Origin of the sequence: Spectribacter acetivorans, assembly GCF_031846305.1 — a bacterium.
Taxonomy (GTDB): domain Bacteria; phylum Pseudomonadota; class Gammaproteobacteria; order Nevskiales; family Salinisphaeraceae; genus Spectribacter; species Spectribacter acetivorans.
This window is the reverse complement of record NZ_JAVRHY010000006.1, coordinates 84,004-97,724: the sequence shown is the minus strand read 5'-3', so window position 1 is coordinate 97,724 and position 13,721 is coordinate 84,004. Positions and strand designations below refer to the sequence as shown.

Sequence of the window (13,721 nt, the reverse complement as noted above, 5' to 3'; positions counted from 1 at the left end):
TCCGGATCAGCGACATGGCAGCGGGACAACCGCCCCACTGCCATGGTCGATGAAAATGGAGAAATGCAAGGCTGCGCGGTGCAGCAGACGGGAAGGGTGTCTTCCAGTCCAGGCCGGAAAGGCGTGCTGGTGGCGGTCGCGCCCATGCCGAGGGGTGACGCCGAATGAGTGATTTGCGAGCGCGTTTGAGCGAGTGGGTAGCGCGTCGAGCGACACCGTCGCAGTTGCATCGACGCCAGGTGGCCTGATCGGCAGCTTTGGGGCCGGATTTGCAGAACTTGCGCCCCGGTCGAGCGGTCGTGGAGACCGAACGACACCACCAGCTTAACGAGCACGATTGGGGAATGTCGGGTTTAAGGCGCTATTTCTTGCAGGGGTATCGGGCCTGGAGTGCTTCGACCAGGGCCGGGGCCACGCGGTACCGGGCCAGCGATTCGCCGGTTACACCTTGCATGGCGACATAGGTGTTCAAGAGGCGGTAAGCCTGAAGTGAGTCGGTGGACCATTGGTCGGGCGGGCAAATGTTCAGATCGGCGCGATTGGCGGCCAGCAACAGGCCCTCAAGTAGGCCATGGAGATAGGCCCGAATCTGCTCGGCGGCCATGTCGTCGCCGTTGGCAGCCTTGGACTGAAGATGGTTCAGCTGCCCAAGATTCATGGCCCCCTGAGCTGGCAAGGCCATCGTGAGGCCGACTATCCACGGGACGATTCGTGAGGCAATTGCGTGCATGGGTGGATCATAGGCATCGCATGGGCGTAAGAGGATGAAAAAAGGCGCCGAAAATGACGGCTTATGACAGCCCATCCCCAAGCGGTATTAGGGTGTACTCGTGCCCATGAAAACGAAACTCGCTATCGCCAGTACGGCGGCACTTCTGGGTCTTGTACAGGTTGGCTGCGGCGGCCAGGAATCGACCGAGACTCAATCCCCTAAGGACAATGACACGGTTGCGCCGGCGCTCTCGCCTGGTCTGAGCTCGATCGACGAAGTGGTCAAGCAATACCAGTCGTCGCTGTCCGCTACGACGCGGGACGATGTGGGCAACATTGTGGTGGCGCGCATCGGTGACTGGTCGATGACGCTCAATGAGCTCGATGAGTTGGGTGGGCGCAAACACCTCAAGCGACTCAGAAGCGTCTATGAAACACGTTTTCGCCTGCTGGAAAGCGCGATGGCAGAGCGGCTTTATGAACTCGAAGGTGAGGCGATTGGGCAAACGGGCAAGCAGGTGTTCGATGCCCAGATGAAACAGGTGCGCCTGGAGCCGGATTTAAAGGGCATGGAGAACATGACCGAGAGCCAGGCCATGGCAACGGCAGAAGGTCAGATTCGGGAACGCATGCTGGATGCGCATGAAGCATTCGTGGCCAAGGCGGCGCTCAAACACGATCTGGAGCTTCTGCTGGCCGAGCCCAGTGTGCTGGTCGGAGCCGGCGACCTTGATGGGGCGATGGATGGGGAAATCGCCTTCGGTCCAGAGAATGCCGACGTGCTCATTGAGATCTATACCGATTTCCAGTGCCCGTACTGCGCGCAGAGCGCGCCACATATTGCGCGGCTCTACGAGCGTTACCAGGATCAGGCGCGATTCGTGTTTCGCATGATGACGCCGCCCAATCACCCTGCTGCCCGGCCGGCAGCAGTGGGCGCCTACTGCGCGTTCTCATCGGGCGAGGCCGAGTTCTGGCGTTATCACGACGCGGTGTTTGCCGACCAGGACCGGCTCCAGGGCGGCAAGTTCTCGGTCCAGAAGTTTGCACAGCAGGCGGGCATGAATCCGACCGATTTTTCCAACTGCCTGGAAGACCCGGATGTATTGATGGCCGTGGATGCCGGATCCCAGGCGGCGTTTGAGCAAGGGGTGAGCGCGACGCCGACCGTGGTGATCAATGGCCTGCCGATTGTCGGGATGCACAACCTGCAAACCTACGAAGACGTGATGCGCCAAACGCTGGCCATGGCCGATCAATGAGCGCGGTGGTTTGCGATGCCGAGGTGATCACGCGCCTTCGTAGCAGGTTCAAGGCCCGGGCTCAGGCCTATGGATTGACCTTCAGCGACGCGTTCATCGACCTCTACGTGGAAAAAATGGCCCAGGAAATGGCTGCCCTCATCGCCAAGGGCAGCCATTCTGAGCGGGCCAGCGAGGTCGCCGCCAATAGGCTGGGCGCCGAATACAGCGCGGATTGGTGCGAGACCTATGCCTATCAGACCATCGAGTCATTCCTGACCAGCTGCTCGCAGCGTGGTTGGCCGAAACCCATCGCCCGTCGTCGGGAAGTCGATCGTTCGATGAATGGCTTCGCTGTGTGGAAGACTGCCCTGGCTGGCGTCACGAAAGTGGTGGGGTGGCTGGTTGGCCTGCCCATGCGCCTGATTCGCCTGGTTGACCGACGCCTCTGACGCCATCTCCTCGTCAAGATACGAGGTGACCAGATCCACCAGGGTGTGGCCTTCCGAGAAGGCCCATTCCAGCGCGTGTGCCCATCGCTGAAGTGTGGACTGCTCACGCTGCGCGGCCAATCGTTGCTGCTGAAATACCAGATCGGATATCCGCCAGTAGAGCTGTCCGAGATGCAGGGATGGAACATCTTGCGTCAGTCCCGGCAAACGGAACTGCAACGCCTTGTAGGCCAGGTTCGTGGCCAGCTCGGTCTGGTTCTGATGACCAAGCGCGCCAGCATCGATCCAGCGCTGAAGCGATTCGCGGATGGCACTGCGCGCGGCACTGGTGAGTTGCTGGTAATGCGGCATCTGCCGTAGCCAGGTGGATAGGCCGGGCCGGTACTGGCAAACGGTCAGATCAATTCTCTCGTCATAGAACACCGCTTGGAGTATCTGCTGGCGATCTTGCGTATGAACCTGGATGAAGAAACGGTCTTCGATGGTGTATCGACAAAGTGCTGCCTCGACACGCTCGAATGCGGGATCAATACCCGGCTTGGCCGGCCATAATGCGCCAGCGGTGGTCACCTCAAGTAGTTGTTCACAACCCATGATGTGGGCCTCCTGTCGAAAATGAATGGAAAGACGTTGGGAGGCCCGAGGGCAATAGGGACCCCGAGGGGTCGATCAGTCGACTATGGAAACATTGAAAGATATGGGAGTGGCCGGCGATAGCCAGGCGCAATCGTTCAGGCAGCCGAGTGGCTGTGAGGTTGATACAAAAGCCAGGGGTTGGCTTGGGAGTCGTAAGGGCCGGAGGCCGGCATTGAGCGACTTGGGCGGCAGCGGGACTGCCGATCTCTACCTTAGCGCCAGGACAGCCGCTTGGCAAGCCTCTGGATCAGAACCTGAAGATAGCGCCTCACGAGTGGCGTCCAGGTGATGTTGGCCCCGACGAGCGCACAGAACACAAGCAACGCGATCGCTGGCGTTAAAAGCCAATCGAGCCCAACGGAAGGGCCGTGAGCAAGAAGGAGGCCGAACTGCACCAAGGTCGCCAGCATCGCCAGCCAGGCGTCGAAAACCCGTGCGTTGAGGGACGTGGTGGTCATCACACTCAGACTATGCGGGGATTGACTGTGGGTTGGCAACTGCAGGCGTGCTGATATCGGCAGCATGCTCGACGACGAGTTGCAGACGTTTTTCGCCGCGCCAGTGATTCGCTCGTGGGGCGAACACAAAGCTCGCATTCTGTCCCGGGGCAATCGCCGGCGGGTCATCCTCGTTCTGGGCTCGAAACCAGATCGCATCAAAGTGATGCCCGCGGCTTTCGAGGGTGAGCTTGAGATGGGTGCCGTCACCGATGCGCTTCACGGTATCGCACCGGAATTCTCCGACGAAGGTCGTGGCTTCGAATTCGCGACCAAAAGGCTCGAGCTGATCGAGCTCGTCAAGCAGTGATGGCCGAATGTCTTCGGGATTGAGCTCACCATCGGTGAACAGCCGGGGGCCAATGTCTGACGTGGTGATCTGCTGGGCCACCGCGTGCTCGAATGCGGTGCGGAACGTATCAAGATCGGCGCGACGAATCTTCAGGCCCGCGGCGCCAGCATGCCCGCCATAGCGAACCAGCATGTCCGGATGAGCGGCGGCTACATGGTCCAGGGCGTTACGAACATGGCAGCCCGGGATCGAGCGACAAGAGCCCGTGATCATCTGGGCATCAGCGTCGGGAGAGAACAAGGCCGTGACTCGGCCGAACTGCTCAACCAGCCGAGACGCGACAATACCGTGAACGCCGGCGCTGAAGTCTTTGCCACCAAAGTAGACGATGGATAGCTGGCCCTGGCTGATGGTGGGGGCGACGGCGGCAACCGCCTGAGACTTCATCGCCTTTTCGATGGCCTTGCGCTCGTTATTGGCCTGTTCGAGCAGGTCCCAGAACTGGTGTGCCTGCTGATCCGTGGTGGAAAGAAGAAACCGCACAGAGACGGTGGCATCGTCAACCCGCGAGCGACTGTTGAGATAGGGGGCCAGCGAGAATGCCAGGGTCTCGGCGGTCACCGGCTTGTCGTCGTGGCCAGTGCGTTGCTTGAATACCCGCCAACACGGGCGCTGTCCGGCGTTGATCTGACGCAAGGCCGATAGGATCACCGCGCGGTTGTTGACGCTGCGAAGGTCCACGCAGTCGGCTACTGTCGCGAGCCCGACGTAGCCCAGAAGCGAGGCAAGCGGTGGCGGCTGCGACTCAAAGTACCCCAGCGCCATGAGTTGCTTGCGTACCGCGCATACCAGCAAGAAGGCCACCATCGCACCACAAATGGTCCGGTCGGGATAGCTGGAATCTTCGCGGGCAGGGGAGACCACGCATGAGGCACTCCTGGGCACGCCGTCAGTCGGAATGCCGTGGTGATCGGTCACGATGACCTCGATGCCGGCCTCGGCAAGTCGTGCGATACGCGCTTCATCTGAGGACCCATGGTCGGCGGTGACGACCAGGGTCGGGCGGGTCGGTGCCTCGAGAATGCGATCGGCGACCGGGTCCGAAAGGCCGTATCCTTCCTTGAGTCGGTGGCCGACGTAGAACTGGATATGCTCGGGAGGCAGACCGAAGAGGTGCTCGAGCGCGTAAAGCAGTACCGCGGCAGAGCTTGAGCCATCGACATCGAAGTCGGTATTGATGGCGATCGTCTCGTGACATAGAACTGCCTTGGCAATGCGTTTTGCCGCGGATTCGATGTCCGGCAATGAGCCCGGATGGGACAGGTCGTCCAGGGTCGGCTGAACCTTGAGATCCGCATTGGGCTCGGCCATGGCCCGGCCGGCTATGACGCGGGCAAGAAGCGGGGAATAGCCCGCCGCCAGGGCGGCCTGAAACGATGGCGCATGGATAGGGCGAGCCTGAATCCGGGGTTCGAAGGAAAGGTCGTTCATGAGCATATATCAAGCCACGACTTGAGCGATTTGCAATCAGCTGTCGAGAAACTCGAGGGCCTGGCCGCGGCGCTTTGCTTCTTCTCGCAAATGAGCCTGCAGCGCCGAACGGCTCTGAGGAAGCACCGGGTAATACGAGGCAAGTAAATCGCGTCGGTGGCCATTGGACTGGTAGAGCTCGTAGCCGGGCATCAAATCCCCGACACAGTCCATGGGGGCAACGGAAAGCCAGGACTCATTGTCGGGCGGCGGCATCGGGCGGCGCTGGGTCAGCCAGGGTTCGTTCAGGCGCAACGCGTGAGCCAGCGCGTGCACACTGCCTGCATCATTGAAATCGACTTTGGGCGATGCCCGTAGGATCTCGACAGGAATATCGAAGAGGCTGGTCAGCACCATGTGATAGCGGGTGAGCTCCCGGCGGAGCTGATAATAGGTGTTTGGAGTAAAGCCCATGCCCGCCCATTGCTCGGGCGTATGGAACGGGATGCGCACCGCCTCTGAACAGTCAGGGTCATAGTGCAAATGAAGCTGGTTTTGGGTGTGCAAATGAACCGATTTTTTTTCAGCGATGCTCGCAAAGAAACGCCCTGCCTCATGCCAGTGCTTGACGTCGAGCATGGGCACGGAAAGAAAGCTCCCCAGTGTGTGTATGCCGGCGGCCTGAACGGTCTGCTCAAGGCGCGCCGTCAGGCAATCCCGAAGCCCCTCGCTTAGCCGTCGGCCCTCAACCATCGGGCGTTGGTCACCGGCATCCATGTGAGGGGAAGGGGTGCGGGCCCGGCCACTTGCCGAGAGCGGCATCACATAGAAGCTGGGCCAGACATTCGCCGGTTTTTCTGGGCGGTGGGGCGTGCATCGCGCCAGAGCCGCAGGGCCCTGTCGCTGAGCCTGAAGAAATCGGCGTAACAGGAACATGCCCTGCTGTTGCAGTTCGTAGGTGAGCATGAGCCCGGAAGCACCCGACAGTGACGTGATCGCCAACTCGGGATAAAGCCGCGATACCTCGGGGAGCAGTCGCTGGATGTCGTCACGCGTCAGATCAGCACCGGGCGACAAAGGCCCGGTGACATTGACCACGAGATACAGCGGATGATGAATATACTCAGGAATCATGGCTGGCATTGAAGCCTGGCGGGTGAAAAATGCAAGCCGGAAACAAAGTGGCCGTCACGCCAAGGACGCGACGGCCGTATGTAGCGGGAGAGGGATGACGCCTTTCAGCGTCGTGACCACTCTATCGTGCCCGGCTTGGGGAGCGCCCGGTTTTATCGTGCAAGAAACGAAATCATTCGAGAAGGCAGGACGCCTTCGAGCCCCCGGGTAGGCACGCGAAGCGCCCGCGGCGCGGTCCGGACCAGGGGCCAGGTGGTGCCCGTGACACCCGTGATTCGCGCGGCCTTTTGGTGTAGCGTCGGGGTGTATGGGCATACAACCCCACAACGGCAGCCCCCGGCTGATCCAGCGGGCCTACAAGTTCCGGTGCTACCCGACCCCGGCGCAGCAGCGGGCCTTGGCCTGCCATTTCGGCGCCGCCCGCTGGGTCTGGAATTTCGGCCTCAACGCGCGCAGCAAGGCCTGGCGCCGGCGCGGCGCGTCTCGGTCGGGCGTGGATATCTCCCGGCTGCTCACGACATTGAAGCGCACCCACCGGTATGCCTGGCTCAAAGCCACCCCGGCGACGGTGCTCACCCAGGCGCTTCGGGACCAGGATCGGGCCTTCAGCAACTTCTTCGCCGGCCGGGCGCGCTACCCGCGCTTCAAAAAGCGGGGCCATGCGCAGGCGATCCGCTTTCAGCTGGATCAGCGCCAGGTGCACCGGGCCTATCGGCCCGGTTACCTGAAGCTGCCCGGGCTGGGCGAGATCAAGCTCCGGTGGTCGCGCACCCCGGGCGGCATACCGAAGATGGTCACCCTGCGTCGCAGCGCCACCGGCAAATACTTCGTCACCTTCATGTGCGAAGAAGCCGCCCCGGCGGTGGCGCCGGCGGCTCACCGGTCCGTGGGCATTGATCTGGGCCTGCGTGATCTCGTGGTCACCAGCCGCGGGGATCGGACGCTGGCACCCCGCCATTACCGGGATGATTTACGGCGCCTCAAGCGCCAGCAGCGGGCCCTGGCGCGCAAGCGCAAGGGCTCGGCCCGGTGGCACCGCCAACGCCGCAAAGTCGCCTCGATCCACGAGCGCATTGCCAACCGGCGCACCCACACCCTGCATCAGCTCACCCGGCGCTTGATCGACGACAACCAAGTCATCGGCGTCGAGGACCTGAATGTGCGGGGCATGCTGTCCAACCACCACCTGGCGTTATCGATTGCCGATGCCGCCTGGACCGAGCTGCGCCGGCAGCTCACCTATAAGGCCGCCTGGGGCGGCCGCGAGGTGGTGGTGATTGACCGGTGGGCGCCCACGAGCAAGACCTGCTCGGGGTGCGGCCACCGGATGACGGCGATGCCGTTGTCCATGCGGCACTGGTCCTGCCCCGCCTGCGGGGCGACCCACGATCGCGACGTGAACGCCGCGATCAATATCCAGCGACTTGCTACCGGCGGGAGGCCGGAACGTCAGGCGCGTGGAGGCCGGACGATCCCGTGTGGTGACGCGGCACCGGCTGTGCTCGCCCCGGCGGCCTGCGAAGCGCGAATCAATCCCGCCCCGGATGCCGCAGAACCCACCGCGGTGACGGGGTGAGGGTGGAACTCCAACGAACACAATCGAGTTCGAGATCTTTGCCCGAGGCTATCTGGGTACACGAAGGTAGACCGGCGCATGGTCGCTGACATGCTTGCGGGCGTTCTCATGGGTGAGACCAAGACGCTGGGGGAAGCGATCGATGCCGGCGGCAAGGTTGGGCCAACCGGCACGTTTTAGTTGGGACGGGGATAACCAGATATTGTCGTAGAGATTGGCAAAGCGGCCGTCGATGGAGCTCAGGGTCGTGGCGCCGCGGGTGATGGCCGGCCTGAATGTCTTTTTCAAGCCGTTGAATCCGCGGGAGTCAGGCGGAAGATTGAAGTCCCCCATGATGAGCACCGGCGTGCCCTCACTCACGGACTCGATGAGCCAGTTGGCATACTCGTCGAGCTCGGAGTTTTCTTCGATGCGCTCGGCTTTCGAGTCCCCGTAGATGATGTGCACCGTGGCTGCGGTCCACTTCAGAGCCCCATCCTCGGATGAAAAGCGTGCCGCAAACGGCTCGCGAGCGAATACGTCACCCGGGTCGAGATACAACACAGCACCGCCGTCGAAGTTGACTCGCTGTTCCTGCCAGAGAAAGACGTAGTCCTCGGTATAGCGGCCGCGGCCTACGGACTTCCGGCTCATGACGTATGACCATGGCGTGCTGGTGGTTTGTTCAAGTTCGCTGATCAGGCGTTTGACCCCGTCCTCGCCGTGAACCTCCTGGACCGCGACAAAATCGTAGTCGGCAATGACCTGGGCCGACTGGCTCCAGTTTCTCTTTTCGCCCCACCCCAAATGCTTGGCATTCCAGCTTGCGATGGTCAGTGCATGAGTGGGCAGGGCGGCCAGCGAGAACAAGCTCGCGGCCATGAACATAAGGGCGGTCTTAAATCTCGGCATCAGGCGCTCCGTGGTTTGGCTTGCAGGCCAACAGCATTCCCGAATTCAGGAAAGTGCAAGTGCTGACAATCAAATCCTAGCCGGATGGACCACGGGCATTGGCCTGTTAAACGAGGCTAAGACCGCTGGAAAAACGTCAGGTGGTGAAGGTCGAAGGCCAGCATGACCCGGTAGAGAAACAAGAGATCGCCGCGAATGGTGGCGTCCCCGTTCTGCAAGGCCTGGCGAGCATTGACCGCCGAGCTCAGGAGTCTGTCGAAAGTGTCAGCGCCCATGGTGATGATCGTGTCGGGGCTTTCGTGCTGGTCGTACTGGGCCTCGAATCGCCCGTGGTTGATGGTCACGCAGACAGGGTGCCCGGAGATATAGAGTTGGATGGTGCCGGACAGATGTTCGCACTGGGCGTCGGATGCTTGCTCGAGAAGTCCGCGGATGGCGCCTACGGGGTCGATTTGCGGATCATTCATGGGCAGTTGCAATCCTGTGGATCGGGGTAGTGTGGATCACCCAGGCCAACGAGGATATTGACGTTATGCGAATGATAAAAGTGTCAGGATGCTGGACGGCGCCAGAAGCCACGGAAGAAGTGACTATCCCTGAGTTTGGACGATCGCAGCAGGATGAGATAGGCCATTGGCCGAATTACGAGGACGACGCGGCGTCGGATGCCGAGAAGGCCGGAAGGCTGCCCCAATCAATGCGGGAGGTTAGCTCCCAATAGTAGCGGGGAGGCCGCGAGAGCGGGCGTCGCGCAGGGAAATCGCGAGATTGACGAGATGGTAATGCCGAGGGAAGAACTCCCCGTAGAGCGGCACAGCGGGCCCGAACAAATACTGGAAGTTGCGGTTGCCGGGGATCACGGCATCAAAATCGGCGACACGGTCAATGATATCTGAGGCCTGGTCAACCTCACGATCCGACCACCAGGTAATAAGCTGGCGGCGAACCTGCGGAACGAGATGGCGGGCGGCCAACGGCGATTCGCCACAAGTCATCGCGTAGGCATAAACTGCCTGGGGTATAAGCTTAGAAATCAACAAGCAAAACGCTTCGGTCGCCTGGTTATCGAGGCTGCGATTGGTGTCGTTGATGAATGAGGCGCTCAACAGCATATACCGCAGACATTCATCAAGGCCCAGGGCCGCGCGGACTTCGATGGGCTTGCCGAAGGGGTTTTCGAATTGTGTTCCCGCCCGTCGCGCATCCAGCTTGGTGCACAGACGATGGAGGCAGTGGTTGTGCAGCGTGAATACCTGGGGCGCGGACGAGTCGGCGCCAGCTAGCAGGCGCGCCGTGAGATTGGCGCTCTGCAGGGCCCATTCGTCAAACAGGTCCAGATGATCCGCGAGATACTGGCTGGATGACAGTCGGATCCCATGCCTCGGGGATGACAAGTCAAGACGAGAGAGTGCTCCTTGGAGAAGGGTTGATGCGCTGCTGGTCTGTATCCCCGGGTGAAAGGATTGCAAGATCACCCGGGTATGGAAGCGGATCAGGGATAGCTTCTCGCTGTCCTCGAGAAGATGATTGACGCCCTGGCTGTCCAAGGTGGGCAGCGTGGCGTGAAGATTCGCAACAAGGCGCTCATCGATGTCGGGGGAAAGTGAGGACATTGGATTGCTTCGGTCCTATCACGTCAGGGGGCGGATGCAGGAGGTCAAGCCATTTGGTGTAAATCGTCTGATGACGACCAATCTGGGTAAAGGTCGGATAGAGGCGGTCGGCCTCGTTCTGGGAAGCGTGCTTCCACTCGTAAAAGCCGTCCTGACGATTTGCCCATAGCGTGATCTCTTCGAGTCGCAAGGCCAGAGACTCGTAGTCGACGGCCCGATTATCGGCCACCCGCAGAAGAATTTGATTGGGGATGGCGTACATCGCACGGGTGCCGTCAATGCTATCGGCATTGGATCGGACCAGGTATTCCTTCACATGAGGGCCTGCGGCGAAAAATAATGCCATCAAGGCAAAGTCCCGATCTCTGGGGGTTCCCTTAGCAAGCATGTCGGGCAGGGCGTAATCCGCATGCCCGGTACACAGGGTGACCGCGGTGGCAATATCGTAAGCGATGGCGATGAGCCACTGATCCAGGGGAAGGTCTTGCCGATCCTGCCACTGATGGCCTTTCTGATACTGCGAAAGGCGTGCCAGATAATAGCGGACCATGCCCGTGACAATCGTCTGGCCATCCACACGGGGATCGTGGCGCAAGAACATTTCGACGGCATAGCCAGCATGGTCGTAAAGCCACTCATCGATGACGTTGTCTCGACGGAGTGCCTCCCCGAGAGCCACAGAGTCCTCTATCAAGTTAGCGACCTGTTCATCGGTTAGATGAAGTCGTGCTTGAGATCGGTGTACGGCAAGCCGGAAAGTCGACTCGGAGATATCCTGCTGCATACGAGAGGACATGCCCGGATGGATATATGGGATACCCGGATCGGCCAACGACCGGAGCAGTGCAAATCGCCAGCGGATGTCCTCGCCGGAGAGTTCCCGGGTGATGTGGTGGTGACAGGCGAGGTCATAGAGGCCAGCCAGTATCTGGCGTGCACGATTTTCCTGGCTAATGCTGTCGAGCATCATCATGGCGCATCTCATGTGCGCGGGCCTGGGTCAGGCAGTATAGCGAACCCTTGGGGGCTGATTGGGGCTGGCACCGCGTAGGGCACGATTTCGCAGGTCGAGCAGGCGCCCGCCCAGCCGTTTGATCTGGCGATGAGCCTGATACAGGAGGCGGTTACGGGTATTGGCGTCGCCCTTCGTCTGAGCGTAGTAATCCTTGATCAAGGCCTCAAGTTGGGCATGCCGGCTGATCGTATGGATATACAGTGCACCGGCCTTGGTGGGGTGTGGCTCCAATCCGGACTGGACGAAGAGGTCTTGGTAGCGTTGGATTTCGCGTTCGAGGTGGTCGTGGACCTGCTCGACCAGGCGGTGAGCTGCGGGATCATCCTCAATCTGCTCAAGAATCTCGAGGCTTCGCAGGACGTTATCCGATCGAGCGACAAACTGGTGTTTCTTTTTCAAGGTCAGGGGCATATCGGGGAAATCCTTATCACTCAGCCGATGATGACAGGCGTGAGCCGTCACCTGGGGCATTTATGACGCGCTATGAGACCCGTTTTCAATAGCCTGGACATGATCGCCCGAAAACAAAGCGATTGAGGCGGTCATAACCCCGCCACGCCCGAACAGGGCAGGCAGACAATTAGGCACAGATACGGAGATTGATCTCGTGCTGAAGCAGTCTGACAGCGGCATCGTGTTCTACCGGCGGCGATTGATATCGCCGGCCGTTTTTGTGTCGATGGCCATGGTGATTCTGCTACTGACCATGATCACGATCGGTTATGACGCCGCGCAAGGGATTTCCGGGGGCGACCACCTTACCGCCAGCCAACGATCTATTTCCCGTATGAAAGACCTGCAGCGAGCGGGCAACGCGCTGCTGGGCAACCAGGAAGACCCGGAAGACCTCGTGCGACACGGGCGGCATTTGCTCAACAGCCGGCAGGACTATGACGGGGCGGTCAGGGCATTTGAGAAGGCCGCGCTGCAAGGCTATGGCGCAGCGATGTTGGCCCTGGGTGAAACCTACCTGGGGGGCGGATGGTCGGCGCAAGACCCGGTTGAAGGGTATGCCTGGCTGACTGTGGCCGAGGCAATGAAAGTCGAGAACGCGTCGGCGATTCGAAGAGATCTGACCTCTGATCTGTCCTACGAAGACATGAAAGACGGCCAGTCACGGGCCGGGGAAATCGTGACGGAGATCCAGCAACGCGCGAGGCAATCGCAGCAAAGGAAGTGATCATGACCGAGAGCGAAGACAAGGCCAGCGGCAACAGCAAATTGAAGACTTACGCGATGGCGGGGCTGGCCGCGGTGGGCATTGGGGTGTGGATGTTCTCAGGCGATGATGATGTCACTGAGCTGATGCCGGAATCGCTGATGGAGGAGGGGTTCGGGGAAACGACCGAGAGCACGGTGTTGGAAGAGCCACTCATCGGTGACGAGGGTGAGGGCGAACCCGTAGGTGAGGATGAGCTACCGGACACCCTGTTTGCTGTCGAACAAGAACCGGGAGGTGTTGATCCAACGGTCATGGATGACCCTATGGGCGAGGGCGCAGCCGGCCAGATGGAGAACATGGATGAGGGTCGTCCAATCGGCCGCCTGCTGGCGCCAAGCGAGTCGTTCCTGGAAACGGCGGAACGCGATGACGAGAGTGGCGTTGGGGGTGTGGCTGTCACCGAGCCGGACATCCTAGCGGATGATGACATCGAGATGAGCGGAGGCATTGGCGGACTTGTTGGTCCGGCAGAAGCCCAGAATGAGATGGAGGAGGATGCCGGGGTCGCTGCGCAAGAATGGACGGAACGCAGTCGAGACAGCAGTACGATCCGACAACGCCTGACGCCAGAAGTACGGCGCAAGTTCGACCGACTGAGTGCGTTGCACCGGGCCGGCGATGCCGAGGCTTCCTACGAGCTGGGGGTTTTCCTTCGCGATGAGGTACCGGATGCGGGGCGACAAGCTTTCAACACCATGCTGCTGGCGGCCCAGGGCGGCAGCGTGGATGCGATGATGGCGGTGGGAGATGCCTATCGTCTGGGGCTCAACACAACCCTGGAACCCATTATGAGCTATGCCTGGTACACGATTGCTCAGGCGTTTGGCGCAGAAGCCGCAAAGGCCGAGCGAGAAAAAATGGTCGGTCAGCTCAGTCAGGCACAGTTCGCATCAGGGCAGGCCATGGCTCGCGAAATGATCGAGCAGATGTCCGAGCAAGCCATCTCGATTGCCAAGGCATATCAGGGGTAG

14 protein-coding genes are annotated in these 13,721 nt (G+C 60.6%); 4 read left to right on the top strand and 10 right to left on the bottom strand.

The window, feature by feature from the left end; translation table 11 throughout:
* Positions 1 to 361: 361 nt before the first annotated feature.
* Positions 362 to 658 (bottom strand): hypothetical protein, encoded by a 297-nt coding sequence (locus RM531_RS08580; protein ID WP_311658662.1) that lies wholly within the window; start codon positions 656 to 658, stop codon positions 362 to 364.
* A 178-nt stretch (positions 659 to 836) separates the two neighbouring features.
* Between RM531_RS08580 and RM531_RS08575 the strand changes: the two genes are divergently transcribed.
* Positions 837 to 1,973 (top strand): DsbA family protein, encoded by a 1,137-nt coding sequence (locus tag RM531_RS08575; protein WP_311658661.1) that lies wholly within the window; start codon positions 837 to 839, stop codon positions 1,971 to 1,973.
* Positions 1,974 to 2,221: 248 nt separating this feature from the next.
* Here the strand turns inward: RM531_RS08575 and RM531_RS08570 are convergent, their stop codons facing one another.
* The 4 genes from RM531_RS08570 to RM531_RS08555 form a co-directional block, all read right to left on the bottom strand.
* The gene (locus RM531_RS08570) at positions 2,222 to 2,998 is read right to left on the bottom strand and encodes a hypothetical protein (RefSeq protein ID WP_311658660.1); all 777 of its coding nucleotides are present in this window, start codon (positions 2,996 to 2,998) and stop codon (positions 2,222 to 2,224) included.
* Positions 2,999 to 3,252: 254 nt separating this feature from the next.
* A complete protein-coding gene (locus RM531_RS08565; RefSeq protein WP_311658658.1) occupies positions 3,253 to 3,498 on the bottom strand; it encodes a hypothetical protein in 246 nt (81 codons plus the stop codon).
* Between the two features lie 10 nt (positions 3,499 to 3,508).
* Positions 3,509 to 5,320, bottom strand: coding sequence for a single-stranded-DNA-specific exonuclease RecJ (locus tag RM531_RS08560; RefSeq protein WP_311658657.1), 1,812 nt, complete (start codon positions 5,318 to 5,320; stop codon positions 3,509 to 3,511).
* Positions 5,321 to 5,356: 36 nt separating this feature from the next.
* Positions 5,357 to 6,433, bottom strand: a complete 1,077-nt coding sequence (locus RM531_RS08555) for a hypothetical protein (RefSeq protein WP_311658656.1) — start codon at positions 6,431 to 6,433, stop codon at positions 5,357 to 5,359.
* 307 nt (positions 6,434 to 6,740) lie between these two features.
* On the opposite strand from RM531_RS08555, the gene RM531_RS08550 reads away from it, so the two are divergent.
* Positions 6,741 to 8,009, top strand: a complete 1,269-nt coding sequence (locus tag RM531_RS08550; RefSeq protein ID WP_311658655.1) for an RNA-guided endonuclease InsQ/TnpB family protein — start codon at positions 6,741 to 6,743, stop codon at positions 8,007 to 8,009.
* Between the two features lie 48 nt (positions 8,010 to 8,057).
* Here RM531_RS08550 and RM531_RS08545 read toward each other — a convergent pair whose 3' ends face one another.
* The 5 genes from RM531_RS08545 to RM531_RS08525 all read right to left on the bottom strand — a co-directional run bounded on the left by RM531_RS08545 (position 8,058) and on the right by RM531_RS08525 (position 11,939).
* Positions 8,058 to 8,900, bottom strand: coding sequence for an endonuclease/exonuclease/phosphatase family protein (locus RM531_RS08545; RefSeq protein ID WP_311658654.1), 843 nt, complete (start codon positions 8,898 to 8,900; stop codon positions 8,058 to 8,060).
* Positions 8,901 to 9,016: 116 nt separating this feature from the next.
* On the bottom strand, positions 9,017 to 9,367 hold the full coding sequence (locus RM531_RS08540) for an SCP2 sterol-binding domain-containing protein (RefSeq protein WP_311658653.1): 351 nt from the start codon (positions 9,365 to 9,367) through the stop codon (positions 9,017 to 9,019).
* A gap of 240 nt (positions 9,368 to 9,607) precedes the next feature.
* Complete coding sequence (locus RM531_RS08535; protein WP_311658652.1) at positions 9,608 to 10,513, bottom strand: hypothetical protein; 906 nt, start codon at positions 10,511 to 10,513, stop codon at positions 9,608 to 9,610.
* The gene (locus RM531_RS08530) at positions 10,485 to 11,486 is read right to left on the bottom strand and encodes a hypothetical protein (RefSeq protein WP_311658650.1); all 1,002 of its coding nucleotides are present in this window, start codon (positions 11,484 to 11,486) and stop codon (positions 10,485 to 10,487) included. The genes RM531_RS08535 and RM531_RS08530 overlap by 29 nt, the downstream gene beginning before the upstream one ends.
* Before the next feature lie 27 nt (positions 11,487 to 11,513).
* Positions 11,514 to 11,939: a hypothetical protein gene (locus RM531_RS08525; RefSeq protein WP_311658649.1), complete on the bottom strand. Its 426-nt coding sequence runs from the start codon at positions 11,937 to 11,939 to the stop codon at positions 11,514 to 11,516.
* 196 nt (positions 11,940 to 12,135) lie between these two features.
* Here RM531_RS08525 and RM531_RS08520 point away from each other — a divergent pair, with 196 nt between their 5' ends.
* Both RM531_RS08520 and RM531_RS08515 read left to right on the top strand, forming a co-directional pair.
* The gene (locus RM531_RS08520; RefSeq protein WP_311658648.1) at positions 12,136 to 12,708 is read left to right on the top strand and encodes an SEL1-like repeat protein; all 573 of its coding nucleotides are present in this window, start codon (positions 12,136 to 12,138) and stop codon (positions 12,706 to 12,708) included.
* A 2-nt stretch (positions 12,709 to 12,710) separates the two neighbouring features.
* Positions 12,711 to 13,721, top strand: a complete 1,011-nt coding sequence (locus RM531_RS08515; protein ID WP_311658647.1) for an SEL1-like repeat protein — start codon at positions 12,711 to 12,713, stop codon at positions 13,719 to 13,721.